We start from the raw sequence: 26,226 nt of genomic DNA, 5'->3' as shown, positions 1-26,226 counted from the left end.
TAAATAATAGGAAGCTATTAGGGTACGATTGCCAATTGGAAGAGCTTTTAGATTCATTACACAGGATTTTAAAGGATAAAGAAATATAAGTTAACTGACATTAAGCACAAAGAAGTAATATATTTTCTTTTCGCTTAATAAAATAAATGGTGATAACAATGTTACAACAAATGGGTAAAACAGCAAAACTTGCATCATACCAATTAGCACAATGCCCTACTTCAACCAAAAATCAAGTTTTAACCATAATTGCAGAGTTATTAGAACAGCATAGTGAAATTATCCTTGAAGCGAATAAACAAGATATCCAAGCGGCTAAAACGCAAGGGATAAGTGCTGCTATTTTAGACCGTTTATTATTAACACCTGAGCGCTTAGTCTCTATCGCTAGTGACGTAAGAAAAGTAGTTTCATTGACTGATCCAATTGGTCAGATTATTGATGGTTCAACCTTATATAGTGGTTTAAAGCTACAACGCCATAGAGTTCCTTTGGGGGTTATTGGTGTTATTTATGAAGCAAGACCAAATGTAACGATTGATATTGCAGCACTTTGCTTAAAAACGGGTAATGCAGCAATATTACGAGGTGGTACAGAAACAATGCATACCAATGCCGCCACAATCTCGATTATTCAACAGGCTTTATCTCAAGTTGGATTACCCGAAGCGACTATACAGTATATTGATAATCCTGATCGTAAATACATCACTGAATTACTTAAACTCGACAAATATGTCGATATGATTATTCCTCGTGGTGGGTCAGCTTTACATACATTATGTCGCGAACATTCAACAATCCCTGTCATTACCGGTGGTATTGGCGTCTGCCATACTTTTGTCGACGAAACGGCTGATTTTGATAAAGCACTTTCTATTATTGTCAACGCCAAAACTCAGCGCCCAAGTACCTGTAATACACTTGAAACACTACTTGTACATACAAAAATTGCCGATACATTTTTACCCAAACTTAGCCAAATTATGGCTGATAATAATGTGGTATTACACGCTGCTCCAAATGCGTATAAAATATTAAAATCCGGTATAGCAAATACTTTTGCAGTAAAAGATGATGAGTTACGCCAAGAATGGTTATCAAAAGACTTGAATGTGGTGATTGTCGACTCCCTTGAACTAGCAGTGGAACATATTCGTGACTATGGTAGTGGACATTCCGAAGCAATTTTAACGCGTGATTTAACTAACGCCCAGCAATTCGTCAATTTGGTTGATTCTGCTGCGGTTTATGTCAATGCTTCAACACGCTTTACCGATGGTGGGCAATTTGGGTTAGGCGCAGAAGTAGCGGTTAGTACACAAAAATTACATGCCCGAGGCCCAATGGGTCTTGAAGCTTTAACCACATATAAGTGGATTGCTTATGGCGATGATTTAATTCGCCAATAACAAAGTAAGATTTAAAATAACTGTTCGGTTATCCCGAACAGTTTTTATTGTTCAATCGCTAATCAAAATTACGCATTAATAATGCATAATTAAGATCTATATCTTCAGGTATTGGAATATAAACAATATGACCATCCCCCAGTCCTGCTGGAACGGGTTGTCCTTTTTTGTTTTCCATACGTTCGATAATGAAGTTTTGATTACCTTTGGGAGTCATCATTTCGACACTATCCCCAACAGAAAATTTATTCTTTACGATAACTTCAGCTAAGCCATTGAGCCTCTCACCGCTAAACTCGCCAACAAATTGTTGCCTTTCTGAAACCGAATGGCTATGTTCGTAATTTTGCATTTCTTCATGCTTATGGCGACGTAAAAATCCTTCGGTATAGCCTCGATTAGCAAGTGCATTAAGTTCTTGTAATAAACGAGGATCAAAAGGTTTACCTTCACTTGCCGCATCAATTGCTTGGCGATACACTTGCGCCGTTCTTGCACAATAATAAAAAGATTTGGTTCTTCCTTCAATTTTGAGAGAATGTACGCCAATTTTAGTTAAATCGTCGACTAACTCCACAGCTCTTAAATCTTTTGAGTTCATAATATATGTGCCATGTTCATCTTCAAAAGCTTGCATATATTCGCCTGGACGCCCTGACTCTTCAAGCATGAATACTTTATTAGTTGTTTGACCAATACCTAATGTTGGCTCAACTTGTTGTACTGGTATCGGTTCACATTTATGAACAATTTGCCCTACTTCGTCTTCTTTACCTTCAGCAACTTTATATTCCCAACGGCATGCGTTAGTGCATGTACCTTGATTTGAATCACGCTTATTGATATAACCAGAAAGCAAACAGCGCCCAGAATATGCCATACATAGCGCACCGTGAATAAATACTTCTAATTCCATTTCGGGCACTTTTTCACGGATTTCAGTAATTTCATCCAGTGATAATTCACGCGATAATACTACTCGAGTTAACCCCATTTGATGCCAAAATTTTACTGTTGCCCAGTTAACTGCGTTAGATTGTACCGATAAATGAATTTCCATATCAGGAAAGTGTTCGCGTACTAACATAATTAAACCTGGATCTGACATGATAAAGGCATCGGGTTTCATGTTTACAATTGGTTCTAAATCGCGAATAAAAGTTTTTAACTTAGAGTTATGCGGTGCTATATTAACCACTACATAAAACTTTTTGCCTTGGGCATGAGCTTCGTTAATGCCGATCGCTAAATTTTCATGATTAAATTCATTATTACGAACCCGCAAACTATATCGGGGTTGCCCTGCATAAACTGCATCTGCACCATATGCAAATGCATAGCGCATATTTTTTAAAGAACCAGCAGGAGAAAGTAATTCTGGTTTTGCATATAAATTTGTCATTAAAAATGCCTCTGATTTCAGGTCAGTATTACTAATTAGTAATAGATTAAGCAAAATAGGATGGGCATTTTACGCTTTAGCCTATCAGTTGGCAAATTTATTATATAGTCAAGCTATATAACGCCAAAACTATACTCATTAAAAAGTGTTTTATTAATCAATATGATTAGATTAGATTCGAACAAATTTACAAATGTTTCTCACTCTTTTAATTTTCAATCATTCTTTTTAGGCAAAGCCACATGGCGCGATACCTATTACAATACTAAAATGAATTTGGATATAACTTAGCAAAATGGAAGTAAATTAAGGAAAAAATTCAAAAATTAAACTAATTACTTGGCACAGTGAATTAATAGAATTATTTTTTTGCAATATTTTTCGAGAAATAATCCTGTTTGTTCGTTATTTTTTGATGCAATAATTGAGAGTATTTATTAGTGGTGGCAATTTAATTCGAACAGTATCTATTTCAACTAATGCTACACAAAGTATTATGGAGACAGTAATTTGAGCATTAGCACTTACATATCAGCCTAATGCTTTATTAAGCAAAGCTACTTATTTTAATAAACTCTCCCCATTACTCAACAATGGTAAATATTCATTCCATCGATATTCTCTAATTGGCATGGGGTTAGCCTCTCTAAAATATAAAACTAACGCAGGCTTGATACCATTCCAATTATCTACAAACTCATACCTGATAAGATAACCATCCTTGATTAACTTCTTCGCTTTTGCATGATAATTAAAATAGCTCATAGTTAATATTGAAAAGTTAGATTACAAAATTGAAAAAATGTGATTACAAAAAATGACAAAATATTGGTTAATTTAAATGGAGGCGCGTCCCGGAGTCGAACCGAGGTAGACGGATTTGCAATCCGAAAACATGTCATTATAAATCAATCAGTTACAAAAATAACTTAGAATATACAGTACTTTTTATCGATTTTTTCATCGTTAAATATCAATAAGTTATTCAATTATATTCTCACATATTCTAACACTTTTTGCGACCATTTTCTCAAAATCTCACATCACAATTTCACATCAAAATACAATCGCACTAATAGCACAAAAAATCAAAAATAATACTTTACATTATGGAGCGCTCCATTTATAATGAATTCATACAGTCAACTAAGACTACCGAACTGGACGGGTTTCCAGCTTTCTGATAAGGAAAATGTTATGTTTGTATCAATTAAAAATATTGACAAAACAATTCAAGTAAAAACTCAATTCAACCCTGATTTTGCATGTGCAGCCCGAAAAATTGGGGGAAAATATGATTATAGTCTAAAAGCGTGGTGCTTTGATGAAAGAAATATCGATTTAGTCAAAGCCGCATTATTAGATATATTCGGTACTGACGGATATAATCAATCAGTTGTTGATGTAGAAATCACGGTAAAAAAGAAAATATTAGGCGAGCAATCACCGATTTACTTGGGCGGCAGAATTATCGCGCAAGCACGAGGTAGAGATAGCGGCGCAACAATCGGAGATGGGGTGGTTTTTATCGAAAAATCACCAACTTCGGGAGGCTCAGTTAAAAACTGGTCAACTAAAGTAGAGGAAGGTTTAAAATTCAAAATATTAGATCTTTATGAGGGCGCGTTAAAGTTTTTAGATAATGACGAATCAATCGAATATAAAATTATTAGTAAAAAATCACCACATGACGAGTTGCAACAGTTAAAGGCTGAGTTAGCAAGAATTACATCACGCATAGCAGAGCTAGAAGCCTGATCCCAATAGTGCGCTCACGGCGCACTTTTTTTAATTAATTTAAATGTAAACGAGTTACAGTGATGATAAATAATATTTTTAATTTTTTTAAAGCAAAATTCGCGAAATCAAAAACTTTGAACATGTGGTTAATTGAGTTTCAATTTATATTGAACAATAAAGGGCTCAAAAAACACACCCTTGATAACAAAAATTCTCTAATAAAAATTTTAAAATCCCGGTTGGGGCATAAAAGAATCAGAAAAATATCAACACTAGATCTAGCTGAAATTATAAATGAATACGTTAAACGCGGGACCAATAGCGCAGCCAAATCTATGTATCAAATTATAAAGGAGATTTTTAGAGAGGCGTACTTTAACGGTTGGATTACGACAGATCCAACCATTCCATTACGCCCCCCACGAACCCCGCCAAAACGCTGCCGACTAACATTTGATGAATTTAAAAAAATTTTAAATTCCGCTAAAAAATCTAGACAGCAATATTTTTATCAGGCGATGATTGTGGCATTAGTAACGGGTCAACGACGATCTGATATAGTAGCTATACAGCGCTCAGATATAAAAAATGGGCATCTATTTATAGAGCAATACAAAACTGGCGCAAAAATAGCATTGCCACTCAATTTATATTGTGAAAAATTAAATATGACACTAGAACATGTAATAAACAACATTTGTACGGGTAAAAAGTATTTAATTGAAAATAACAAAAAACAAGTTAAATTATTTTCACTAACTCAATATTTTTCAGAATTTCGAGATAAAATTTACTATGAACGTAACTATTGGAACGGCACTCCGCCATCATTTCATGAAATTAGATCGCTATCAGAACGGTTGTACCGTGCGCAGGGTATTGATACAATGAATTTGTTGGGACACAAATCCCAACAAATGACAGATAGGTATAACGACAGTAGAGGACGGGAATGGCGATATCTGAGAATATAAATATATATAGAGTTTATGTCATTAAACAACGCCGCGGAGGCAGTGAAACAATTACACATCTCAGTACAAAAACACCATTTTTTAGCGCCGCTAAAGCGGCGTTTTTAGAGCTATATAAATTATCGTTTGATAAAAATCATCTAGTTTTAATGTCAAAAAACAATAAACAAATTAATGCGTATCGCTATCAATCAGAAAAAGGTGATCGCGATTATTTTAATGAAACGATGGGTATAAATGATGGCACTAACTGAGGCTCAAAAGCGGGCAGAAGAAAAACGAAAACAGAAACGACTGGGTAGGCCAAGATTGCCAGGTATATATCTGACCGATAGTGAACATGCGCTATTAACAGAAATGGGCGAAAAATATGGCTCAAAAAAAGCTGCTATTTTTGAGGGGCTACACTTGCTAAAAGACGTATCGAAAGACGGTTAGAATATATTTGTCATAAATGATAACGATAAACTACACACTACCAATTTACATACGCCAGAAGCCAGAAGACTTCGAAAATGAAATATCGGGCGAGTGCTACATTATCAACAGCGACGACAAACACAATTACGTGTTCTATCAAACAGCAAAAACGCTATACGATATCGCCGATTTTGTGATGCTACATGACGCTGTTGAGTATTGTAGGTTGAAGATTGATAGTGTGTTTTGATGTTATTATGGTTTTTCTGGCCATTTGATATCTGGCGCAGTTTCGACATCAATACGATTTAGCAAAACTCTGTATTTTTTCCACGTTGAATACAATGCTTTTTCTTCGTCTGTTGCTATTTCTGTATCAATTGCGTCTTGTAGGTAATCAATCTGCGTAGTAGCTTCGCTTAATAGCTGTTTTTTTTGTGCTGTTGCTACAGCTATATAATGCTGATGCTGTTTGTTTTTATCTAACACCCACGCCTCACCATTCCATGTGTCAAACTCGCTAGACGGTTTTAATAGCGTGTAATTATTCGGAATGTCGCCGATTTCTGTTACTGTTGATTCTGCGCCATTTTCTGTTGAGTAGATTTTTTTACCGCGATGGTCTGAGGGGTATGTCCACGTATCGCCGACTCTAACGATTGCGTGCTCATCGTCAACTGAATTTGGGGCATCTAAACAAACATGATCAGGTAAACCAATACCTTCGGCAACATATTCGTATGTTGCGTTCATAAATTCGCCAGTTATAACATCTGTGTTATAAATTAATGCCCAGCCCTCAGTTGTTACAAAACCGTCTTTGTCAAACTGTGCAACTTTCGGTGTTAATTGATATTTCATTATAAATCTCCTTAATTATTCTGCTTTAACTATATATAAAAACGCTACACTGCGTACTCTGTTTTCGTTAGCTGTTGGGACTATATTTGATGCATCAAATACAACGCCGCCGACACTGCCTCTATCAATGGTCGTGGGGGTGTGACCAGCGTGCTTTTCAAAATATTTGAAGGCCCCTGTGGCTATTGGTTCTGATGCAAAAGATTCAGAAATCGGTGATATTTCACCCCAAATATTACGTATAGCGTCGCCCTGCGGGCTTAAAATTTCTCGTCCAGGATCAACTCCACGACCATCATCCCAGCCCCGAATGGTTTCACCCCGCATTTCGGGCAAATAACCCGACGGGTATGCTTTTGCCAGTTTCGGATATTTATTTTTATCAAATTTCCATCCGTTGCATTTTAACCAGCCAGCGGGTGGGGTTGTTGTCGGCCATGGTTGAGGGATGCCGACAGGCAAATAATCATTGATATTTGCTGTTGTAATTTGTTCAACCCAACTCTCCCAATGCCCGCTATTTGCTGTACCGCGGTAATTTCGAATAAACTGCCGCCCAGATTTATATAACGTATATATTTGTGCACAACTCTCACCATCACCATCTGTTTTTAAAACAGTTAATGCGCCCGCATCACGCACAGGGTAGCCGCGTTCTATCGGCGCTTCGTTATATGAATTTTGAAAATAAACGCCGTGGGATGTTGCACCAATGTTATTTAAATGTCGGCCGCCCAGATTTCCGCGAAATGGAAATTCGTTGCCACGTCGGACTGCTAATTCGGCAATATTATGTGCCGTGGTCGCTAGATCATTCACTTTCTTAACAGCCAACGGCGTTGCAGCTTCTGTTTCTGATGTACTGTTAGTTGATGAGCTTAATTTAACTATACCGCTTTGTGTTGTACTTGCTTTAGAAACTTCTGCTTGCGTTTTTTTCCATTTTGTAGTGCTTGTTGCTGGGTTTGAGTTATCATTTTCAGCTATTGCAGTGTACAAAACACCGTTATATTTAATAATTGCATTATCTGGATATTTGACGCTTTCGCTCCATTCTGGTACGCCCTGTTGTAATAAATACAGCATATTTTTATCAATGCGATTAAATGCGCCATTCATCCATTCCATCGGTGGTTTTGAGCCTGTTTGCTCGATAGTCACCCCCCAGCCTCGACTTACATCAGGGAAATTACTAATCTCCCCCTTTTTCGCAGATTCGGCAAAAATTAAATAATCTGGTTTTTCTTGAATTTTCATGAATTGATTCCTATTTCTTGAAGCCTTACAAATTTACCTAAATTAAACCCGTATGAATGTTTATCATGCACAAAGCCAAACGGTTCGTTATTGACCAAAACTAAATAGCGGTACATAACCCCAATTGGTCTCACTAAAATATCCATTTTGCTTATTGCATATAGCGTTAATGAATTAAGCTGATCGCTATTTACTAGCACATTCATAGTCATGTTTTGCGCATCAATGATATTTCCGTGATCGCCGATCATAAATTTAATTGATTTAACAATGTTTGATATTTCGCCATTCTGATAGTTTTTTGTTATGCGTGCTTTGATAAAAAAACGATAGTCATTGTCATTTAAAACTACAGATGCGTGTAGTGCGTCACCGTGTCGATAAAATTCACCGATACCGAACGACAAAGCTGTTTTATCTTTTAGCCATCCGAAATATTCTTTTGCTATTGCGGTAGATAAAACTCTTGATACACCGACATGACGACCAACTAGATCCAACGCATAGCCCGTCGCATCATCAATGTTGAGAATATCTGCTACTTGAACAACATTTTTAAACGTGTTATCTGTTTCTGTGTAAATAGCTCTAATCGTACCCAAAGCCTTTGGCCTAGTTCGATACTGCCAAATGATGAAATTTTCTCTACTCAATTAGCACCTCGACATTGTTTATCTGTGCATATTCTCTATAACCGATATTAGCTATATTTGAGCCATTAACCGTAAGCTCTTTAATATAAAAGCCATCAACTAAATTAATGCTCGAAATAATGCGTGAGGCGTAAACATTCTCGCCGATTTCAAATTCCAAACTCTTTAAATTAGTTTTGATTTGCTCAGTATTAATATCGTTAAATGACTTATAACGGCCAATTGTCATAGCGACGTTAACATCAATTTTTTTCGGTCTGTCAAAGTAAACTCTGCGAGGTATGTCATCTAACAGATAAGACGTTTCAATTTCCCCGAATAGACCGCAACCGCCAATTTTCTTCTTGGTGATCACTTCCGCTATTTTTTCATCAGCACCACCCAAAATAACGGCATTAAATGAATGAGCTGGAACACCTTTTTCATCGGTTTTATTCGTGTAATTTTCATATACAACACATTTAGTCACGCCAGTAATATTCATTAAAGCTGACTGTATGCCTCGTCTATCATCATAGTTATTAATTGAATGAGAAAGCATGAAACGTTTTAATAATTGCGCGTCAGTTTCCTCATCAACACCGCCGTAGCTTTTTGTATTTGCTGTAACTTTATCAACGCCAATAATAATTGCACTTAGCGTAAACTCATCAAGTGCGCTAACAGTGTAATTACCGAGTTCTAACGATCTGAATTTAACGCGTGCGCTACCTAAATCATTTAATGTTATCGGTTCTGTTGTTACCCATTTGTTTTTGTTCTTGTCTATATAAATAGAATTGTTCGGTATTGTCGTTTTTGGTGAGCCAGTGAAAATAACCTCATCAATATAAGAATAAGATGCTGTAATTCGTGTTATTCCAGCGTACATTGCTCTCTGTTCTAACCAATGCCCAGTTGCTTGGTATGGGTCCAACATTTGAACGATAAACGAAACAGCTTGATGAATGTTTGCAAGCTCCTGCGAGAATAATCCAAGTAATTGACCATCGGGCGTATCACTGTCAAGGTTGACATTCTCACCATAAATTGACTTAAATGCGCTAACTAATCGATTTTGAATAGTGTATAAGTCATCAATTTCGACGCCCTTATCTGTTATCTGTAACATTGAATGATGCCTCGTTAGTTTTGTTAAATTTATCTGTATAGCTAATTTGTATTAGAAATTGGCGGGTATCGCTATCTAACAAAATATCGAAACTATCGATGTTGATCACACCATCCACTTTAAAAATTTCCGCTTTTACATCAATTTCTAACTGTTTTGTGTTCGGGTTTTTAGTTAGATAATCAAACCATGCGATACCGTCCTCGCGATTTAAAAACCAATCTCTTTTTAATGCTAATAACTTGGTTTTTACACATTGCGCTATCGCATCAGAACTATCTAAATAGTTACCTAAACCATGCCCAAACGTCCAATCGTGATTATTATCTAAGCCTCTAACTATCATGTTGGCGCTCCTGTTTTTTCATTACCACTTTTTACATCTGTGTGAGTGTGCGTATTTAAATCAATACCTTTATTTGTCTTGACATCTTCGGCGGTAATAACTCCTGAGCTTGTTGTATTTCCGCCTGTTTGATTGTAGCTACCAATTTGCTCAGTGTTACCCTCGTGCTCGATATTGCCTTTTATGTAGATTGTGCCATTTGTCAGTCTTATATGTGTTGAGCCGTCATCGGTTTGCATGGATGCACCATCATGATAAAAATCAGGTATTTTGTTAGGTACGCTATTGCAACCAACAATAAAAAAGCCGTCGCTAAGGTCGTTAATTCGGTTATCTAGCGGTTTTGACGCATTACCCGATGCAAACCAACCATCAATACAACGGCTAGAAAAGACTACCAAACCCTCGTCGCCCTCTTTTATCGGCACAGTAATGCAAAATCCGCCCGCGTGCGGAAATTGAGCAGGAACATCAACTAAAGGCGGTATCGTTATTTCTTGCCCGTTCGCCATTACTCGGTTAACCATTACTTGGCAGCTAACTGTATGACCGTCAAAGCTAATAACTTTAGCTGGTAGTGCAGTGTATATATTCGATTGAGCACGCTTTATTTGACTTTCAATCGCTTCAAATAGTGAATCTGTCATAAATAACCTAATAAAAATTATTGACTAGTGTGTATATATGTGTATAATGATTTTCAGGTTAGGAGGTAAACATGAAATCAACTGACCTGATAAAGGAACTTACCAATGCCGGGTGTATTCTGAAACGAGTTAGAGGTAGTCATCATATGTTTTACTCACCGATAACTAATAAAACGTTTCCAGTTCCTCACCCAAAATCGGATTTACCGATTGGCACAGTAAGATCAATCAAAAAATCGGCGAGGCTTTTATAGCCCGCCATCTTTGGAGGTATTATGTTTTTTACTCTTGGCATTGAAACACCGAAAGATAGCGATACGGCTTACGGCATTGTCGTGCCCGCGTTATGTAATGAAAAATATAGTTGTTATTCTGCTGCCGACAAAGAAAGTGATATCCCAGCAATGGCAACAGAAGCTATTTTGTTAACTGTGCAAGATATGATTGAATCAGGCGATTATGATGTTAAAGATATTCACAACGATCATGTTTCGTATAAAAATAACGATGAGTATGCTCATTGCGATACGTGGGTCATTATTGATGTTGATTTGTCATCATTTGTTGGTAAACAAAAAAGAATTAATATCACATTGCCCGATATTCTTATCGATAGAATAGATAACGCAGTTAAAGCACCGAATTCTTTTTATAAAGATCGGAGTAATTTTTTGGCAGAAGCTGCTATTAATGAATTGGCGGCACAAAATAGAGTGCGTTAATTATTTTTAGTTATTAAGCGCCATACAACTACTAATAAAAAACCACCCGAAGGTGGTTTATTCGCCTACTCGGCGGTGAACGGTTACGTTAAATATGCCATCAATTCTCTAATTTTCTAAACCGCTTTGGTGGTCAATAATAAATTAACTCAATTTAAATAAGCCCTTTCGGGCTTTATTATGGCTTTGGCATTGTAAAGTTTTTTACCTCGTCTGTCGCTTTGCTTTCAGCGAAATCTAAGATCTCATCAAAGTCGGACTTATTTTTTATCAATTCAGATACAGTTTTATATTTATCTAAAATATTAGGTTTTTTTACATCGAACTCCCAAAGTCCGAAATAAAAAGCCTCAAAACTATTGTCAGGTTTAGCATCTTTGTCTAATTTGTTGATATTCAGCATCGTTGTTTCAATAAATTTTTGAAAATAACTGTCCGCCGTCACACATTTTTTTAACGACGGAAACATAACATTATTTTTTGTGCCAACGCAAATCAGCTCAAGCTTGTTACCCTTATTTATATTCATTGCGTCATCTTTATTTTTTAGTTCAAGAGACACGTGTTCAAATTGATTTTTACCATTTGCAACAACGTATGGATCACCACTGAAATCTGTTTTTACACCTGATGCCACTGTTTTGATGTAAACAACTGTATTATCGTATTTTTTTTCATACTTAAACTGATTATTTGCGTATTCGCTAATTAATTGAGACGCATTAACAGACGGGATTTTTTTACCAATAACTGAACCTCCACCTTTTCTGAAAGTAGACACGTCATCTTTTATAAAAAGTTCAGTAATCCTTTTGGCATTATCATTTGCTGACGCATTAAAACCGATCAACATCAATAGTGTGATGGCGATTATCTTTTTCATGTGTTATCCCCTTTCATCAGATAAATGAAAAACAAAATAACAAATTAATTATACTTTTTCAAACTTTCCACCCGTACAAACCAATTTACTGTGCCAGTTTGTGCCGTATAAGTCGCCGTTATGCTCAATTGATTTTACTTTGTAATCGCCGTTATACTCGGTGAGTTTTGATTCAACACGAACAAGCGAACCAATTCTATAATGCGGATTGCATAGCGTTGTAATTTCCAGTCCGTCGTTGCTTTTTTTAGGGCTTCCTATCATTCCCGTGTTTCTAGAAATGACCCAACCCTCTTTATTAGCGAGGGCTTTATTTTTAGGGATAACAACTAGCTGATCATCTTGTATAGACCAATCAGCGTTATTGTTAATAGCGATTTTATGCATTGCTTCGCGTGTGTCGCACATGAGCACTTTACCGCGAGGCAAAGCCCTATCATTTGGCAAATTAATAGCGCCTTTTTGGACACCAAAGCTACTTACTGCTTCGTTTAAAAAGTCGCTGTCTTTTTGCCCTTTTTGCATTGTTTTAATAATGGTTTTTTCGGTATAGGCTCGGTGACCATCACCACAACGCATTGTTGTGATGATGTCCTGCCCTGTTAACTTATTTTCTACCGTCAAAATATCACCGCAGAATATCAACCGCAAAACATCCTCTTTATAGCAGACTGATAACTCTAAAAAATGATATTGTTTGCTAGTAATAAGGTTGCGGTTTGAATCATTAAGATTATAAACCGATATTTCGGCTGTATTTGGCTCAGAAGTTAACGTTTTTTTAATCGAAAAAGCGACACGTAAATTATTGATAACAATGCTTTCTTTACGGTTACCGATTTTAAGTTCTAATACCCTGCCGAATTGCCTCACGATATTCGTCCTTTGTCATTGCTAATAATTGCATGCGATTATTAAAGTCGTCTTTAGATATAGCGTTAGTGCCTCGACCAGACTTATCATCTAATACCAAAACGAAAGGTAAATTAAACTCAATTAATGATGGGCTATTAACGACTAAACCTTTGTTTTTCACAATAAACTCATTTTTATCAATATCAAATAAATCAAATTGATAACCTTTTAAGAATTTGTTGTAACGCAATGTTAATCGCAAATTCATATCATATAAATTTAGCGTCTGTTCTAATATATCGTCATTCGTTGTCTGTATAATGTGCATAGTTTTACCCTTTTTTGTTACGTATATTTTAAAAACTAATTTTCCCGCCAAGCCGTTCAAGTACAGCCCGTTGTTCAACCTCTTTCGGTTGAGTTTTACCTAGATTTCTAACTTTCGGCTTAGACATTTTAAAGCCGTTAGCAATTTGCGTTTCAACTATGAAAATTTCGCGAAACGTTAATACAAACTCACCGCTTGTATTTTGCTTTTGAGTAAGACCAACCGAGGTTAAGATCATGTTTTTATACTGCCGTGTGTTAGTCTGTAGCGTTACAGGCTCACCGCTTCGCTGTATTGCTAACAGCTTTTCATGAGCATCAGCAATGCGATCTGATGATGAGCTGTTTAAAAATGGAGATTGGTAGTCAAGTAAAAAATCAGCTACAACTTGGTTTTTTACTTTCTCTTTTGCGTCATTTATTGATGCATAATAACGCTGAATCATTTTTTCTGCTTGCTCAGTAATTGGGCTAATCTTCATTGGCGCAGGGTATTCCTCAAAATTATAACCTGTCATCCGCTCAATTGAATTAGCTTTCGGCTCATAACTGACAACCAAGCCGTATACCGTCACTTCTTTAGGGTCTAATACTGCATGGTCTGCAATATTAGCCCCATTTTCGATTGGGTTTTCCGTTACTCTTAACTTTGATGTGTGTTGTTCAACAGTGTTAATATCAAGATTAAACGTAAAATTATCACTGATAATTAACCCAAAATTATTTGATGATTTATTTAATATAGATTGAAACATTAGTTAGACCCCAAAGCTGTTTGTATATTATCGTTTATACGTCTCGCAGCATTATTAGAAAGGCTATTCAAGTTATCAAAACCATCTTGTGGTGTTGTAACGTTCATCGTGTTATTGATAGTTACCGCATTGTTATTATTGATGTTTTTGTTTGATGGCATAAGACTTCCTGCTTTAGCTCCGTCAGTACTGAGCTTTGCTTGTATGTTTGTGTTAGTTAATCGCTTAGCTGTAACTTCTATCTCATCATCGTCACCACCTAATCCAATCCACGATAGCGCCCCCTTAACTTTGTTTTTCACCGTATCAATAAATCCATAGAATTTATCTTTTATCCAATCCATTGCTTTTTTAAATGGCGCAGTAATTGACTCATGAACCTTTAAAAACGTTTCAGCAAATTTTTTAGTAGTATCTCCAACATCTCCGACCCACGCTTTAAACAGACTTTTCACAAAACTCCAAGCTGATTCAAACGGGGATATAACAAAATCGAAAATAGCCCAAAGTGTTTCGCCTACCTTGTCGGTAGTAGTGGCAGTGTCATCTTCCCAGATGTCAAACAGATCATTAATGAACTTCCAAGCAGCTTTGAACGGAGCAGTCCAAAACTCAAAAATAGCTTTAAACGTCTCTCCAATAGCATTAACAGAGTCCCCAGCATCAACACCTAGCCAGTCCATTATTTGACAAATAGTGTTATATGCTGAGCGGAAAGGTAGCGTTAGTACATCGATAATAAAGTTAAAAATCTTACCGATTCTATCTACCGTCTTGCTTGCTTCGCTTTCAGACATACCAAAAAACATTAGTATGTTTTTAAGCGCTTTTGACAGTAACGACTTGATACCCGCTATTAGCGATTTAAAACCGCTTACTATCGAATCAAACAAGCTTTTAGATAACGATTTTATTTTTTTAGTATCGCCCGTCCACAGCGCTTTGAGAAATTTCCAGAATGTTTTTGCAAATTCCCACGCCGCTTTGGCTCCGTCGATAAATGGTTGCCAGTACTCACCAAACAGGCTTTTACCGCCGTTCATGTAGACCATGAGGTCATCAATTAACAGCATTAACGCAGTTAATAAACCCAGTATTATGCCTATTGGGCTAAATAAAAATGCTCGATTGAGCACTGCCCAAGCGATGCCAAGCGCAATTAGTGCGTTTTTCCAGCCAATTGTTCCTGATATGATTTTGTCAATAAATTTAACAAAATTAACAACAACCTGAATTGCCATCCCGACCGCTTTAATGACTTTTGTAATGCCGTCAGCAATCAATTCCTTATTAACTGTTAACCAGTTTCTGAACCCAGCAATTAAATTAGTCAAAGCAGGGGCAAGATTGAGTGCAATCTTAGTTTTTATGCTATCGAGTGCTAACCCAGTCTTGCTCATTTCTCGCTTATAAAGCTCAGCTTGTTTAAGCTCTTTTTGTGAGATTTTGAACAGTGCGCTTTTTTTTGTTGCTAACTCTTTAGCTTTATCCATTGCATGGTTAAATGCGCTAACAATTTTTTTACCATACAACACGGCGATCGTAATTAAACCAGCAATACCAATTTTCAACTTGCTAATTTTAGATTTAGTTTTATCTGCCGCTTTACCTGCTTCTGCTGTTGATTTTTTTGTCTCTCGAATCGCTTTGTTTGCATCTTCTTGTATGTTATTAGCTGTATCTGCAAGCTGATTTGCACCAGCCTGTAAATTATTAACAACTTTCGTTATCTCACCAGCTTTGGAAGCGTCAACGCCGATTTTTATCAAAAATTCTTCTAAAAACATTATTGCGCCTCACCTTGCTGTTGTTGCTTTTCTGCTAATTTAGTTTCAGCTATTACGTTATGCATATCGATAACATCATCAAGAGAATAGACAGTTCGAAGCTCGTGGAGCGTTGCATATCTATTTACGATAACGCCCCACACAAACCAATCTACATTGCTTTCTGAGCTATCCCCTCCCAGCTGAGCGTACTTAGATTGGACAATATGCCACTTGGTAAAAAACCCAAAAAATGGAATTTTAGCCCCTCAATAATGACTTGATAGTAATGACTTCGATGTGTGTTAAAAAATTCCCCTGCTTCTTGAGGTTTTTGAAACAGCACTTTTTTACCGTTTTCATCTATAGCAGTGACATAATCAAGAATGAATTTTTCTATTTCAGCAAATTGTTCAGAGCCGATATTTGATGCTAGTTGACCGATATCAAAGCCTGATTTGTTGCCCTCGAATGAAAAACAGCCTTGAAGTAAGGCTGTTAATTTTTTTAAATATTTGTTTGATTTGAAAAAATCTGCTTGTGTGAATGTATAAACTACATCATCAATAGTAAAATCTGTGCTTTGCATTATAAACCGCCCTTAATGTCAAATTCTGCTTTAGTTGCTTTAAAAGTCCATGTTACACCGTTGTGAGACGTACCCCGTGCGTGCGTTGGTGGTGTTGTAAACCAACAACCTGTTAGTAAAAATTCATCACCATTACGTAAGTCTTTGTATGTGATTAATTTACCCGTCGCTGTTGTTGGGTTGTTAATTTGAGCATTACGTAACTGATTTAATTTTTGATTAGTTTCAGAATGCTGTAACGTTTTAATAGTAACAGTTGCGCCACGATTACAAGAATGAACAAAAACACCCTTGCCGTTAATGCCGTATGTGATATCACCGTCGTCGCCTATTGGCGCAATACTGATAGCATCTTGCGCATTCTCGTAGCCTGTAATTTCAGTGCCGTCGATAGTCAAAACGGCATCTTCTAAAGAAAATGATTTAGACATATAAAATCCTTATCGATTGAATTGAACAATAATATCGACACTGTGGCCTGCGCCAGCAAGTTTAAGGGCACAGTTGATTGGCATCATCTTGCGAGCTTCTCTATCCGCTGTATCTTGCATATCGAACGAATCAGAATAGAAATAGTAACCGTTAATATGATCGCCGTATGATAGCTCGCCAACATCTCCACCTGTCCATTTTCCAGAACCCAAGAACCCATTATTAATAAACTGTTCTCCCGGAATTTTCATTGCGCTAAGTAAAATTTCTTGCCCCCTATCAGTTTGCGAGATTTTAAACGGATTACCCTGTAACGTATTAAACATTTGCACTTGCGACACATTAATGAAAGCATCTAGACCAGCGGTTTCATCAATAAATGTGCCACCAAGCATAACGCCCTCAGCTAGCATGTTTACACCCGCATAATCAGTATAAAAATTAACGCCTAACCGACGGCATTTTGTTGCTTCGTTGATAGTGATTTTATCGTCTGATGTGACACTAACTTCCTGCTTGAATTTAACGGTTTTAGCGGTGTTTACACCTGTCCAAACTGTTGTTAGTGCAATTCCCATTAATTCAGCGGCAGCATGTGTATTGCCCTTATTGTTATACTGAACCATTAAACGACCGCTATTACGTTTTGATAGCGTTTTAAGTACGTTGTTATCAGTATATTCAATGTTAGCTGGTCGGGTTTCTGTGTACGCCATGACTTTAGCATTTTCGACGCCCTGAGCGACAACCCAGTCGTGGGCTTCAACTAATTCGGCGTCAGTGATCGTATTAGCAAAATAAACGCCGTACCAGTTTTGGTATTGATTTTGTAACTTGCTCAGTGCCTCTGCTGGTGTTTCTTTATTGTAAGTGATCGCATCCTCACCGTTAATTAGCGTACCTCTGCCGTCAATCAGGTTAGTCATACTACCGACATAAGTACCATCTAATTGCGCATCAAACACATAGCCAAAATTAGCACCCTTACCCTCAGTGTTTGCTGATAAGATAAATCGACTACCTACAGCGTCATAAATAAACTTAACACCAAGATCATTTAGTTTTGCATTAATGACATTTACCACATCTTGCATACTTGAAATAGTCGAAAAATCTAGCTCTTTAACATCGATTTTTGCATCACCAAAATAGAATGACAGATAACCGTCCGTAATATTTTTAAATTGAATATATGAAACCGCTAACGCTGAACCGTTTACTTTTGAACTAACCGCTGATGATGTGAAATTTTCTTTCATATATCTAGCAATTAACGCAGTTTTTGGTTTTGGTCGCGCTGAAAATAACGCAGAAGCAGCACGATACGCATCTGAATTAGTGCCAAACAATGACGCTACACTGTTAACATCTGAAACAACGACGTAGCGAGTATCTGGATTTGTAAATTCGTCGCACATTTCATGAGTGAAAATAGCAACAACACTCAAATCACGCTTTTGTGCGCCCCGTGGTGATTGCGGTAGAGTTACATCTACCACTTGACTAATTGGTAAACTCATTATTACCCTCTTTTTATGTTGAATTTAACTGTATCGCCACGGTTTACTTGAGCCTTGACGATCGGATTAATTGAAAATGTAAGATCGACCTGCGCACGCTGTTCTTTACCGCCTGCTATAGTCGTTGGTAGGCTTCGAATTTGCGAGCATTTGAGATACCCCATACCTAAACGCTTCAACCTCTGCCAAACCGCTGTTAATCGCATTGATTCGGTTAATTTGCACAGCATATCGTAAGCATTCTTACCGTACGCATTGATTGAGATGGTAACCTCTCTGAGAGTTGACGCTATTTCTTCTTCATCTGTACCGTTAAATTTAACCTCAGTACCGATATCCGATTGATACGCATTTAGTACAGTGATAAATTTATCCAGTTTTGAAATGTCCTGCATATTGTTAGCATCAAATACCAGCTCCTCAGGTAACGTCAAAACCTCCGCTATCGTGCGTTTGACTTCCATCATATCTAGTCGCGAGACAGTCGTAATAGCCATAATCGCTCCAAATTGATTCCGAAATAACTTTAAATCTCATGCCGTGATGATGAAATAGCACGCCATTAGTGATTTTTTCACGAGAAAATATCCTGACTGTTGGATTGTATCTATCGCCCTCAGGTAATATTTGCAAATCATCATTACTAGCGGGTTGAACAATGCATGTGATACTGCCCATTGATTCAAAATTAACTTTAGTAGCAAAAAACGGATCGCTTAAAAATTGCGATATTAATTCACGATTCATTTTCTCTTATCTCATAAGTTATCGACGCTCGTAGTTGTCCAGTATCAATCAAAGGCTTGCTTGATTTCTTGCGCTTTGCTGTTTCTTCTTTATTTGCCACAAAATCGCCATCAGTTATTTTCTCAACGATTTTACCTTGCAAATAAGCACCAACATCAGCAAAAGCATCATGTGCAGATTTTTGACCTTTCAAAAATTCGGCAATACGAGCATTACCAAGCCGCCCCAAGTTTTCAGATTCTTCTGACGCTGTTGACCGCATAAAAGAACGTTCTGGAATACCTTTTTCAGGTGCTCCGAATTCATGAATAACACCAAGTTCGGCATTAGTTATGCCGGTCGATTCTTTTCGTGAACTTTCATCACTCGGAATACCAACAACTAATTGAATGCGATTTAGTTGTTCGGCTCGCTTCATGACTTCTTTTAGTCGTTTTACGATTTCTAATTCACTCATCCAATAACTCCGATTGGAGTTATTAAACGACGTAAGCGTAGATACTCTTGACCGTAAGAAGTGGAAGTTAAATCGTAGTCACTTGGGTTGCCCGATGATGTATTTTGTGATGTGTAGCCGATTGATAAACCGCCTGCTGATTTGCTTGATACTGATTTAAAGTTTTCGCCATTGTTAAAAATAACGTTATCGTCTAAATCCCGATTTAAAAAGCCTTTGACAGCTAATCTGTGCGCCGTGTAAGCAAACAAACCGAGGTTATACTGCTTACCCCATACTTTTTCACTCACAACTATCGCACTACTTTCTAAGAAATGCGTGATTGTGCTGTCATCGACTTTTGAAAATTCAGGGTATTCATCGCGAAAGTTCATAAATACCCCTATTTTTTATTTTGATGATTTATAATCCAGATATTGCGCAGATTTAGGCTCTTTCCACATTACGCCCGTAAATGCTGAACGATAGCCGCTTTGATATGAGAGTAAATCTTTTCGCATTACCTCTAAGATTTCTGGCATGTGTACTTTCATTTCAAGATAATCTTCGTCTGGCGTATAGATTACTAAACGTGATTTGTTTTTGTTAATATTTTTGGCGTATCCTGCTGGAATTTTAACAAAGTTGACATTAAAGCTGTCATTTTGTGACGCTTTTCGCAATGCCGCCATGACACGATCCATCGCAGCAATTGGTAATAGATCCGTACCGACAATTTGCGGATTTGGGTCGAATTTCTGCATTGCTGTCATGAAATCTTTTGCGTCCATAGCAATATTGGCTGGCTGAATAGTATAGTCAGAACGAGACCAAACTTTATCGTATGCACCAAGAATCATTTTAACGAATTCCTCAGATGACATTTCTTCTAACGTCTTACCTGATGTGTCGTTATAAACTTCAACTTGCTTCCCAGTTAACAGCCCTTCTTGCCCCGGCTTTTGTTCATGCCCAACATAGCCAGCATATTGAATAGTTGCTACAGCATTCGCGTATAAATCATTCTGCTTTTTAGCTGGTAAATTGATACCTAATTTTTGTGCTTTCTCAATTTCTTGTTGAGTGTACACAAGCCCTTTAGCCCACTGAACTACTGGTGATTTTTTCGCTTCAATGGTGCTATCGATTGTTTCGAGTGATGTGGTTTTAATACCAATCACGCCGTTTTTAACAGATCCACGAACCTCCGTTACACCGTACTCCCACTCCTCGGTCGCAAAGTCTAACCCCTCGGTAACTGGTACAGCTTGACCGATGTTAATTTCCGGTAGTTCTTTTTCTTGTAACTGTTTATCACGCTCTAACAGTTGTTCTGTGATAACGTCACTATAATCTACATTTTCATATGCCATTATTATTTAGCTCCCCTTGTTGCAACCTTACAGATTGCGCATAACCCAATGTAATTGCCGCGCAGTGATTACCATTACTAACGCGCTCAACCCAATAACCTAAATCGATATTACCCTCGGCAACGTTTGTAATTTTTCCTGCATTATCACCCGTTGATACGATATAAACACGCTCACCACGCTTCAACTCGATGTCATTTACTGCTAGCGCAACAACAGAATCACCGTGAGAGAAGTGTCCAATGTTGATTTGTCGATTATTTGGATGTTTATCACCGTAAATATCACGCACGATAATTCCGTGAATCAAATCGTTTGCTGATTCAATCGCTTTGATACCGCCGTCGGCATTAACTGCCACGAATGTACCGCACAATAAATCTTTACCCGTTAAATTTTCTTCACCCCAGACTTTACTGTCTGAGCTAGATACGCGGTAAATAGAACCAGGTTGCATTGTCCCCTGATCTGAATCCCAACTTGTAAAACTGTAACCCATTACTTACCTCCTAATCGTTTGCTTGCTGATTTTGTTTGCGCTTCTTTACTGTCATTAAGCAAACTTGAAACAACCTTGTTTTTCTTCGTGCTTGTTGCTACTAAACCAGCATAAGCCGCTCTGATTTCTGCGTCTGTTAATTTTGATGCTTGGTCCTTTGTGTAAATACCGTGATCGACCAAAACACCAATACGAACATCACGACCACTTTTAGCGTCATTCAGCTTCACTTTCGGGAATCGTGCTTTAGCATCATTCATCACACTGTCCTTGTCTTTTTCTGCTTCAAGTTCTTCAACACGCGCTTTGTATTCATCACGCTCTTTCTTAACTTGTTCAAGCTCTGCTGTTAAAGCCGTAATTCGTGCATCTTTATCATCTTCGCCATTACCGCTTGCGGCTGGATCATTGTCATTAGGTTTTTCAAGCTTTGCTTTTAGCTCATCGATTTGTTTTTGAAGTTCATCAGCTTTAGCTTTTGATTCTTCATCTTCTTTACCTTGAACTTCTTCAAGTTGTTTTGTGAGTTCATCAATCATTTTATTGATTTCCTCTTTTGACAACTCCCCCTCAGCATCATTTAGACGTTTACGAAACGAATCGATCAATGCGAGTAACTTGTTTTTTTTAGGCATTAAATTTGCTCCTATTTTTGGTTTACTATCGTTTAATCTACAATCTGAGCCAGCGCGCCCCTCAGCAACGATAGCAACATGATTGACCTTGATATTTTTGTGATAAAACTTTCCATTTTCTTCTTGAATATCCGCAGGCTCATAACCAACCGACAATTCGCGAATATCTTTGTTTTTGAGTAACTCAATTGCTGACGCATCTTGAATATATGCATCGCATACAATGTAATTACCATCAGCTCTTGGATTCTGAACATGTCCAACCGTTTTATTTTTCCAGTCAGTCGCATCAACCGATTTTTTATCTGGATGTGTGATTGTGATTGGCATACCATCAATCGATTTAAGCGTGTCGGGTTTACTGAGTTCTTCAATTGTTCTATTAACATCAACAAGCTTGTTTGCTCTGCTGTCAGTTAATCCAATTTCATGACCGTAATACTGCAAAATCGAACCTTTGGTAATTTTTGCGGTTGTTTTTAAGTAGCCCTGCGGTGTTATTTCCCAAGTCATAAAGCCCTCTTTTAGACGTAAATAATCCTACTCACTTAAGAGCATAGATTTATCAATTTTTGTTAGAATTTAATATAAGGAATAGCTAAACATCGGCACTGATAATCTTCACCACATTTGCCGATATAACCACCGATTGATTTGCGCTTTTTCCACGTTTTACCCTCATCATCTGAGTAGACTGTAGGGTCTGAATATTTGCATAGCATGTTATTTAAAACTAAATGCGATTCGCGCTCCCGTGCGTCACCTGTACCTTTCCATTTGTAAATGTCAAAACCCAGCTTTTTGTTACGCTCTTCTTCAAAATCAGCGTTGATTTTAGCTGTTTGGTCTCTTGCAATGAGTTTTGCACGAGAATATGAAACATTGCCTATGGCACGAATTTCATTGATTAGCTCGCCGTGTCTGAAGCCTTTTTTGTAGTTTGTGAAAACATTTGAACCAATATCATTAATAAAGTCATTTTTAATTGATGTTATTAGCTCGACATTTTGCTGAATAGCTACTGATAACGTATCGCCCAAAATTTCTTTTTCGATAATACTTGAGAGGTCAATATCAAACGCATTTTTAAAATTTCGAGTAAATTGTGTCTTGTTCTGATAGTGAACCTTGGTTACGAACCGAGCGGCCAACAATTTAGCTCCTTCTTCGATGCGCTCGCCAGCAATTGACGCGAGTACTTCAATTAACGAGTTAATGTAATCATCATCACTAATAGCGACAGCATCAACCAAGTTCTTTTTACTCAGCGCATCAGTAATTCGGTTTATCATTGTCCGAATAAAATCAGCTAGCGCATCACGATAATAAACCTCAGCCCTTTTACTGGGCGTTGTGGGCGGTAAAAACCTATCACGCCCCGACAGCGAATTCTTCAGTAGAGAATAAATCTCCATCTTTCAAATCCTCTTCTGTAGTGTTAATTAGAAGCTTACGCGCGATTAACTCGGTTTGTGCCACTTTATCAGGAATAATATTAGCGGTAACTAAGGTCGAAAAAGCACTAGCGAATTGTCCAAATCTTGCCGCTTCCTTATCTTCATTGACAACTTTTATCGACGGGTATTCAAACGTTAGTTCGTGATTTGGCATCATTTTATCGAGAATAAATTTATCGATAAATTCTTGAGCTGGTCGCAATCGGCTTTCTTGTAGTGCGTTGATTGTACCGTGATATGATTCTAAATCTTCTTCACCAGTTGAAAATCCGCTCGCAGATAGTCCAAATAACACCGTAATCGGTCTATCTAGCGCACCTGCGGTAACAGTAATGAGTTTTGTTAAAACATCAGACAAACCGCCGTATGTTGCTGTTTTTTGCTCCCAGCGCCCTTGCGCTTCACTATTACCCGCATCAAGCGCAATAGCATTCATTGACGATTTAGTATGATTAATTAGATTAATGAATTTTCTAATATCGTCTTCCTTACCTTGTGCCACTTTTGCTATCAAATCAGGAATAAACAACACATCAACATTACTATCTTGAATAATATCGCCAATGCATGTAATTGTCGTATCAAACAACCGAATAGCATTGTATTTGTTTTGTAAATCAGATGTGCCAAATTGATTTCTATCTGTCAGTTTTGATTTACCAAGTTTCAATCTGTGACAGCGTGAATGATGGACCTTGTCATTCTTCCCAATTGTGTAGTAAATTGGTTTGCCGAAATTCGCTGATTTCAAATCATCATCAATATTACTATCTGGATTAAACTCGCCTTTAGTTAACACGATGAAACGCTGGATATCCTCAACATCGGATAGCGGTTGAGATAAACCATCAGCATCAGTAATGGCGACAATTAACGCATCACCGAGCAATGAGCTAAACGCTAAAAACTTCTCTTTTATTTCGTTTAGTTTTAATCGGTTTTCTTTTTCGATAACAAGTTTTAGCAGGTTTTCATCATAATCACCACTAAAAACCCTTGGCAATTTGAGCATGTCCTCCGCTGTTTTATCGATGTATTTACCAGTTAACCACGAACTGCTATACATATTCAATAATTGCCTGTCAGATATTTTCTTATTCGAATATCTCACTGAGTCATTTTTGTTACCAAGCGAGGTAAATAAGCTTTCCATTGAATCAGTAATATAATTTGCTTGTGTCATAACACATCCAAAATTGATAATTTGTTTTTAATGTAACCGTCTAATGAGTACCGGACAGCATCCCAACAATGATTATTTGCATCAACAATGATCGGTAGTACCTCGCCCGTCATTCTGTCAGTTTTATAGCTATATAACCGCGCTTCGGTTGCTGTATGTTTACATCGAGGATGAATAATAATTTTCTTAAACCCTCGCAGATATGCGATACCGTCCTCAACACTGCCCTGCCATTTTTTTGCAGCTGAAATATTAAAGCCTTTACGTTTGATATGGCTAATAGTTTCAGGTCTTGAGCAATCACCTTTAATCGACCATTTTCTCGTTTCAGGTACTGAATCATAAAACGAACCCATTTCGTCGAGTTCAATGTTAACGCCATACGCTTCGTATTCGATATACAGACAATCGTTAAGAATAAATGAGCGGATTAATGTATTTGGGTCATTAGCAAATCCGAAGTCGGCGCCAAATAATAAACGGTCAGCCTGTTTGTGTAGATTGTCATCAAATTCTTCAACAACATATCGACCGCTTAAAACTTGTTTATCTGAGTTTTCGAGATAAGCGCCACCCCAAATCCAAGCGTATGATGCGTAATCAAGTCGGGCTAGGTCGTTTAATCGCTCTTGCTCTAATACATCGGGGAAAAATGGATTATCGTTATAATTCATCTCAACGATAACCGCGTTTTCTGGTGGGTTTTGCCTGAATCTTATATCTGTTGGGCTTCCCTCGGTTTCAGGGTTCCACGTCACCCATATTTCGGAGTTAGTCTCACGAACTGTTGGGGTTAGTTTTCGCCATGCAATTTCTGATACGTTTTCCGCTTCGTCAACCCAACATAGCAATATGCGCGCCTTTGATTTAATGCTGTCTAGATTATGACGTAAACCACAAAACACATAGCTAACTAATCCGTTTTTTGTTCTGATATAGTTTTGCCCGATATCGTAGTAATTAGCTAACCAGTCAACCGAACGAATAGCCTGCTTTACTTCTTCCATGCTTGAATCAGCTAGCGAGTTCATGAATTCACGAGCGCACAGTATTACACCGCTTACCCCTGCCTCTGCAAATTGATAACCTTTAATCGCTGTCATTAATGCAAATGAACGAGTTTTAGCACTACCTCGACCGCCGTACGCTCCTCGATACCTGACATTTTCAGCAGTAAACACAGGTATTAATTTTTTAGGTAACTGTATTTGCGCTGTGGTCATA

General features: G+C 37.5%; 32 protein-coding genes and 3 pseudogenes. 8 read left to right on the top strand and 27 right to left on the bottom strand.

Annotated elements, in window-relative coordinates; genetic code table 11:
* The first annotated feature begins 158 nt into the window (after positions 1-158).
* Positions 159-1,412, top strand: a complete 1,254-nt coding sequence (gene proA, locus GYY69_RS06440) for a glutamate-5-semialdehyde dehydrogenase (RefSeq protein WP_174796935.1) — start codon at positions 159-161, stop codon at positions 1,410-1,412.
* Positions 1,413-1,470: 58 nt separating this feature from the next.
* On the opposite strand, the gene trhP is transcribed toward proA, so the two are convergent.
* Positions 1,471-2,814, bottom strand: coding sequence for a prephenate-dependent tRNA uridine(34) hydroxylase TrhP (trhP, locus tag GYY69_RS06435; RefSeq protein ID WP_174796934.1), 1,344 nt, complete (start codon positions 2,812-2,814; stop codon positions 1,471-1,473).
* 1,197 nt (positions 2,815-4,011) lie between these two features.
* On the opposite strand from trhP, the gene GYY69_RS06430 reads away from it, so the two are divergent.
* The 5 genes and pseudogenes from GYY69_RS06430 (at position 4,012) to GYY69_RS06415 (ending at position 5,966) form a co-directional block, all read left to right on the top strand.
* Positions 4,012-4,572 carry a hypothetical protein gene (locus GYY69_RS06430; RefSeq protein WP_174796933.1) on the top strand — a complete coding sequence of 187 codons (561 nt, stop codon included), beginning with the start codon at positions 4,012-4,014 and terminating at the stop codon, positions 4,570-4,572.
* 62 nt (positions 4,573-4,634) lie between these two features.
* Positions 4,635-4,958: pseudogene (locus GYY69_RS13090) on the top strand (phage integrase central domain-containing protein); the annotation flags it as partial.
* Complete coding sequence (locus tag GYY69_RS06425) at positions 4,941-5,528, top strand: tyrosine-type recombinase/integrase (RefSeq protein ID WP_446718889.1); 588 nt, start codon at positions 4,941-4,943, stop codon at positions 5,526-5,528. The pseudogene GYY69_RS13090 and the gene GYY69_RS06425, both read left to right, overlap by 18 nt.
* On the top strand, positions 5,507-5,782 hold the full coding sequence (locus GYY69_RS06420; RefSeq protein ID WP_174796931.1) for a hypothetical protein: 276 nt from the start codon (positions 5,507-5,509) through the stop codon (positions 5,780-5,782). Before GYY69_RS06425 ends, GYY69_RS06420 begins: the two co-directional genes overlap by 22 nt.
* A complete protein-coding gene (locus tag GYY69_RS06415) occupies positions 5,766-5,966 on the top strand; it encodes a hypothetical protein (protein ID WP_174796930.1) in 201 nt (66 codons plus the stop codon). Before GYY69_RS06420 ends, GYY69_RS06415 begins: the two co-directional genes overlap by 17 nt.
* Positions 5,967-6,203: 237 nt before the next feature.
* On the opposite strand, the gene GYY69_RS06410 is transcribed toward GYY69_RS06415, so the two are convergent.
* The 7 genes and pseudogenes from GYY69_RS06410 to GYY69_RS06385 form a co-directional block, all read right to left on the bottom strand.
* On the bottom strand, positions 6,204-6,809 hold the full coding sequence (locus GYY69_RS06410; protein WP_174796929.1) for a tail fiber assembly protein: 606 nt from the start codon (positions 6,807-6,809) through the stop codon (positions 6,204-6,206).
* A 218-nt stretch (positions 6,810-7,027) separates the two neighbouring features.
* A pseudogene (locus GYY69_RS13085) lies at positions 7,028-7,271 on the bottom strand (phage tail protein); the annotation flags it as partial.
* 387 nt (positions 7,272-7,658) lie between these two features.
* A pseudogene (locus tag GYY69_RS13080) lies at positions 7,659-7,895 on the bottom strand (tail fiber protein); the annotation flags it as partial.
* Between the two features lie 167 nt (positions 7,896-8,062).
* Positions 8,063-8,719: a DUF2612 domain-containing protein gene (locus tag GYY69_RS06400; protein WP_174796927.1), complete on the bottom strand. Its 657-nt coding sequence runs from the start codon at positions 8,717-8,719 to the stop codon at positions 8,063-8,065.
* Positions 8,712-9,830: a baseplate J/gp47 family protein gene (locus GYY69_RS06395; RefSeq protein WP_174796926.1), complete on the bottom strand. Its 1,119-nt coding sequence runs from the start codon at positions 9,828-9,830 to the stop codon at positions 8,712-8,714. Before GYY69_RS06395 ends, GYY69_RS06400 begins: the two co-directional genes overlap by 8 nt.
* Positions 9,811-10,176, bottom strand: coding sequence for a hypothetical protein (locus GYY69_RS06390; RefSeq protein ID WP_174796925.1), 366 nt, complete (start codon positions 10,174-10,176; stop codon positions 9,811-9,813). Before GYY69_RS06390 ends, GYY69_RS06395 begins: the two co-directional genes overlap by 20 nt.
* On the bottom strand, positions 10,173-10,823 hold the full coding sequence (locus tag GYY69_RS06385) for a Gp138 family membrane-puncturing spike protein (RefSeq protein WP_174796924.1): 651 nt from the start codon (positions 10,821-10,823) through the stop codon (positions 10,173-10,175). The genes GYY69_RS06390 and GYY69_RS06385 overlap by 4 nt, the downstream gene beginning before the upstream one ends.
* Before the next feature lie 71 nt (positions 10,824-10,894).
* Here GYY69_RS06385 and GYY69_RS13075 point away from each other — a divergent pair, with 71 nt between their 5' ends.
* Complete coding sequence (locus GYY69_RS13075) at positions 10,895-11,077, top strand: type II toxin-antitoxin system HicA family toxin (RefSeq protein WP_174796923.1); 183 nt, start codon at positions 10,895-10,897, stop codon at positions 11,075-11,077.
* A 21-nt stretch (positions 11,078-11,098) separates the two neighbouring features.
* A complete protein-coding gene (locus tag GYY69_RS06375; protein ID WP_065560047.1) occupies positions 11,099-11,545 on the top strand; it encodes a type II toxin-antitoxin system HicB family antitoxin in 447 nt (148 codons plus the stop codon).
* A 178-nt stretch (positions 11,546-11,723) separates the two neighbouring features.
* Here the strand turns inward: GYY69_RS06375 and GYY69_RS06370 are convergent, their stop codons facing one another.
* From GYY69_RS06370 to GYY69_RS06280, 19 genes are all read right to left on the bottom strand, one after another.
* Positions 11,724-12,428 carry an OB-fold protein gene (locus tag GYY69_RS06370; protein ID WP_174796922.1) on the bottom strand — a complete coding sequence of 235 codons (705 nt, stop codon included), beginning with the start codon at positions 12,426-12,428 and terminating at the stop codon, positions 11,724-11,726.
* Between the two features lie 48 nt (positions 12,429-12,476).
* Positions 12,477-13,301, bottom strand: a complete 825-nt coding sequence (locus GYY69_RS06365) for a phage protein (protein WP_174796921.1) — start codon at positions 13,299-13,301, stop codon at positions 12,477-12,479.
* Positions 13,270-13,611: a phage baseplate plug family protein gene (locus GYY69_RS06360; RefSeq protein ID WP_174796920.1), complete on the bottom strand. Its 342-nt coding sequence runs from the start codon at positions 13,609-13,611 to the stop codon at positions 13,270-13,272. The genes GYY69_RS06365 and GYY69_RS06360 overlap by 32 nt, the downstream gene beginning before the upstream one ends.
* A gap of 28 nt (positions 13,612-13,639) precedes the next feature.
* Entirely contained in the window at positions 13,640-14,365 is a 726-nt protein-coding gene (locus tag GYY69_RS06355; protein WP_174796919.1) for a phage baseplate protein, read from the bottom strand.
* Positions 14,365-16,152, bottom strand: a complete 1,788-nt coding sequence (locus tag GYY69_RS06350; protein WP_174796918.1) for a hypothetical protein — start codon at positions 16,150-16,152, stop codon at positions 14,365-14,367. Before GYY69_RS06350 ends, GYY69_RS06355 begins: the two co-directional genes overlap by 1 nt.
* Complete coding sequence (locus tag GYY69_RS06345; protein ID WP_174796917.1) at positions 16,152-16,295, bottom strand: hypothetical protein; 144 nt, start codon at positions 16,293-16,295, stop codon at positions 16,152-16,154. Before GYY69_RS06345 ends, GYY69_RS06350 begins: the two co-directional genes overlap by 1 nt.
* A gap of 8 nt (positions 16,296-16,303) precedes the next feature.
* Positions 16,304-16,720, bottom strand: coding sequence for a phage tail assembly chaperone (locus tag GYY69_RS06340; protein ID WP_174796916.1), 417 nt, complete (start codon positions 16,718-16,720; stop codon positions 16,304-16,306).
* Entirely contained in the window at positions 16,720-17,151 is a 432-nt protein-coding gene (locus GYY69_RS06335; RefSeq protein WP_065590540.1) for a phage protein, read from the bottom strand. The genes GYY69_RS06340 and GYY69_RS06335 overlap by 1 nt, the downstream gene beginning before the upstream one ends.
* 9 nt (positions 17,152-17,160) lie before the next feature.
* Positions 17,161-18,672, bottom strand: coding sequence for a DUF3383 domain-containing protein (locus GYY69_RS06330; RefSeq protein ID WP_174796915.1), 1,512 nt, complete (start codon positions 18,670-18,672; stop codon positions 17,161-17,163).
* Positions 18,673-18,674: 2 nt separating this feature from the next.
* Positions 18,675-19,169, bottom strand: coding sequence for a phage neck terminator protein (locus tag GYY69_RS06325; RefSeq protein ID WP_174796914.1), 495 nt, complete (start codon positions 19,167-19,169; stop codon positions 18,675-18,677).
* Positions 19,093-19,419: a hypothetical protein gene (locus tag GYY69_RS06320; RefSeq protein WP_174796913.1), complete on the bottom strand. Its 327-nt coding sequence runs from the start codon at positions 19,417-19,419 to the stop codon at positions 19,093-19,095. The genes GYY69_RS06325 and GYY69_RS06320 overlap by 77 nt, the downstream gene beginning before the upstream one ends.
* A complete protein-coding gene (locus GYY69_RS06315) occupies positions 19,409-19,876 on the bottom strand; it encodes a hypothetical protein (RefSeq protein ID WP_174796912.1) in 468 nt (155 codons plus the stop codon). Before GYY69_RS06315 ends, GYY69_RS06320 begins: the two co-directional genes overlap by 11 nt.
* On the bottom strand, positions 19,873-20,250 hold the full coding sequence (locus tag GYY69_RS06310) for a DUF4054 domain-containing protein (protein WP_174796911.1): 378 nt from the start codon (positions 20,248-20,250) through the stop codon (positions 19,873-19,875). The genes GYY69_RS06315 and GYY69_RS06310 overlap by 4 nt, the downstream gene beginning before the upstream one ends.
* A 15-nt stretch (positions 20,251-20,265) precedes the next feature.
* Positions 20,266-21,228, bottom strand: a complete 963-nt coding sequence (locus GYY69_RS06305; protein ID WP_174796910.1) for a major capsid family protein — start codon at positions 21,226-21,228, stop codon at positions 20,266-20,268.
* Positions 21,218-21,727, bottom strand: a complete 510-nt coding sequence (locus tag GYY69_RS06300; protein WP_174796909.1) for a structural cement protein Gp24 — start codon at positions 21,725-21,727, stop codon at positions 21,218-21,220. The genes GYY69_RS06305 and GYY69_RS06300 overlap by 11 nt, the downstream gene beginning before the upstream one ends.
* Positions 21,727-22,875, bottom strand: a complete 1,149-nt coding sequence (locus GYY69_RS06295; protein ID WP_174796908.1) for a DUF2213 domain-containing protein — start codon at positions 22,873-22,875, stop codon at positions 21,727-21,729. Before GYY69_RS06295 ends, GYY69_RS06300 begins: the two co-directional genes overlap by 1 nt.
* A gap of 62 nt (positions 22,876-22,937) precedes the next feature.
* Positions 22,938-23,777: a phage head morphogenesis protein gene (locus GYY69_RS06290; protein ID WP_174796907.1), complete on the bottom strand. Its 840-nt coding sequence runs from the start codon at positions 23,775-23,777 to the stop codon at positions 22,938-22,940.
* Positions 23,734-25,002 (bottom strand): phage portal protein, encoded by a 1,269-nt coding sequence (locus GYY69_RS06285; RefSeq protein WP_174796906.1) that lies wholly within the window; start codon positions 25,000-25,002, stop codon positions 23,734-23,736. Before GYY69_RS06285 ends, GYY69_RS06290 begins: the two co-directional genes overlap by 44 nt.
* Complete coding sequence (locus GYY69_RS06280) at positions 24,999-26,225, bottom strand: PBSX family phage terminase large subunit (RefSeq protein WP_174796905.1); 1,227 nt, start codon at positions 26,223-26,225, stop codon at positions 24,999-25,001. The genes GYY69_RS06285 and GYY69_RS06280 overlap by 4 nt, the downstream gene beginning before the upstream one ends.
* Position 26,226 lies beyond the last annotated feature (1 nt).

This window comes from Gilliamella sp. ESL0250 (genome assembly GCF_013345045.1).
Lineage (GTDB): Bacteria > Pseudomonadota > Gammaproteobacteria > Enterobacterales > Orbaceae > Gilliamella > Gilliamella apicola_H.
Note: the sequence above shows the minus strand (reverse complement) of the source record. Positions and strands in the feature narration are given on the sequence as shown.

Coding starts and splice junctions, on each gene's coding strand:
- proA (WP_174796935.1), top strand. CDS start 159: ATGTTACAACAAATGGGTAAAACAGCAAAACTTGCATCATACCAATTA.
- trhP (WP_174796934.1), bottom strand. CDS start 2,814: ATGACAAATTTATATGCAAAACCAGAATTACTTTCTCCTGCTGGTTCT.
- GYY69_RS06430 (WP_174796933.1), top strand. CDS start 4,012: ATGTTTGTATCAATTAAAAATATTGACAAAACAATTCAAGTAAAAACT.
- GYY69_RS06420 (WP_174796931.1), top strand. CDS start 5,507: ATGGCGATATCTGAGAATATAAATATATATAGAGTTTATGTCATTAAA.
- GYY69_RS06415 (WP_174796930.1), top strand. CDS start 5,766: ATGATGGCACTAACTGAGGCTCAAAAGCGGGCAGAAGAAAAACGAAAA.
- GYY69_RS06410 (WP_174796929.1), bottom strand. CDS start 6,809: ATGAAATATCAATTAACACCGAAAGTTGCACAGTTTGACAAAGACGGT.
- GYY69_RS06395 (WP_174796926.1), bottom strand. CDS start 9,830: ATGTTACAGATAACAGATAAGGGCGTCGAAATTGATGACTTATACACT.
- GYY69_RS06390 (WP_174796925.1), bottom strand. CDS start 10,176: ATGATAGTTAGAGGCTTAGATAATAATCACGATTGGACGTTTGGGCAT.
- GYY69_RS06385 (WP_174796924.1), bottom strand. CDS start 10,823: ATGACAGATTCACTATTTGAAGCGATTGAAAGTCAAATAAAGCGTGCT.
- GYY69_RS13075 (WP_174796923.1), top strand. CDS start 10,895: ATGAAATCAACTGACCTGATAAAGGAACTTACCAATGCCGGGTGTATT.
- GYY69_RS06375 (WP_065560047.1), top strand. CDS start 11,099: ATGTTTTTTACTCTTGGCATTGAAACACCGAAAGATAGCGATACGGCT.
- GYY69_RS06370 (WP_174796922.1), bottom strand. CDS start 12,428: ATGAAAAAGATAATCGCCATCACACTATTGATGTTGATCGGTTTTAAT.
- GYY69_RS06360 (WP_174796920.1), bottom strand. CDS start 13,611: ATGCACATTATACAGACAACGAATGACGATATATTAGAACAGACGCTA.
- GYY69_RS06355 (WP_174796919.1), bottom strand. CDS start 14,365: ATGTTTCAATCTATATTAAATAAATCATCAAATAATTTTGGGTTAATT.
- GYY69_RS06350 (WP_174796918.1), bottom strand. CDS start 16,152: ATGTTTTTAGAAGAATTTTTGATAAAAATCGGCGTTGACGCTTCCAAA.
- GYY69_RS06340 (WP_174796916.1), bottom strand. CDS start 16,720: ATGCAAAGCACAGATTTTACTATTGATGATGTAGTTTATACATTCACA.
- GYY69_RS06335 (WP_065590540.1), bottom strand. CDS start 17,151: ATGTCTAAATCATTTTCTTTAGAAGATGCCGTTTTGACTATCGACGGC.
- GYY69_RS06330 (WP_174796915.1), bottom strand. CDS start 18,672: ATGAGTTTACCAATTAGTCAAGTGGTAGATGTAACTCTACCGCAATCA.
- GYY69_RS06325 (WP_174796914.1), bottom strand. CDS start 19,169: ATGGCTATTACGACTGTCTCGCGACTAGATATGATGGAAGTCAAACGC.
- GYY69_RS06320 (WP_174796913.1), bottom strand. CDS start 19,419: ATGAATCGTGAATTAATATCGCAATTTTTAAGCGATCCGTTTTTTGCT.
- GYY69_RS06315 (WP_174796912.1), bottom strand. CDS start 19,876: ATGAGTGAATTAGAAATCGTAAAACGACTAAAAGAAGTCATGAAGCGA.
- GYY69_RS06310 (WP_174796911.1), bottom strand. CDS start 20,250: ATGAACTTTCGCGATGAATACCCTGAATTTTCAAAAGTCGATGACAGC.
- GYY69_RS06305 (WP_174796910.1), bottom strand. CDS start 21,228: ATGGCATATGAAAATGTAGATTATAGTGACGTTATCACAGAACAACTG.
- GYY69_RS06300 (WP_174796909.1), bottom strand. CDS start 21,727: ATGGGTTACAGTTTTACAAGTTGGGATTCAGATCAGGGGACAATGCAA.
- GYY69_RS06295 (WP_174796908.1), bottom strand. CDS start 22,875: ATGACTTGGGAAATAACACCGCAGGGCTACTTAAAAACAACCGCAAAA.
- GYY69_RS06290 (WP_174796907.1), bottom strand. CDS start 23,777: ATGGAGATTTATTCTCTACTGAAGAATTCGCTGTCGGGGCGTGATAGG.
- GYY69_RS06285 (WP_174796906.1), bottom strand. CDS start 25,002: ATGACACAAGCAAATTATATTACTGATTCAATGGAAAGCTTATTTACC.
- GYY69_RS06280 (WP_174796905.1), bottom strand. CDS start 26,225: ATGACCACAGCGCAAATACAGTTACCTAAAAAATTAATACCTGTGTTT.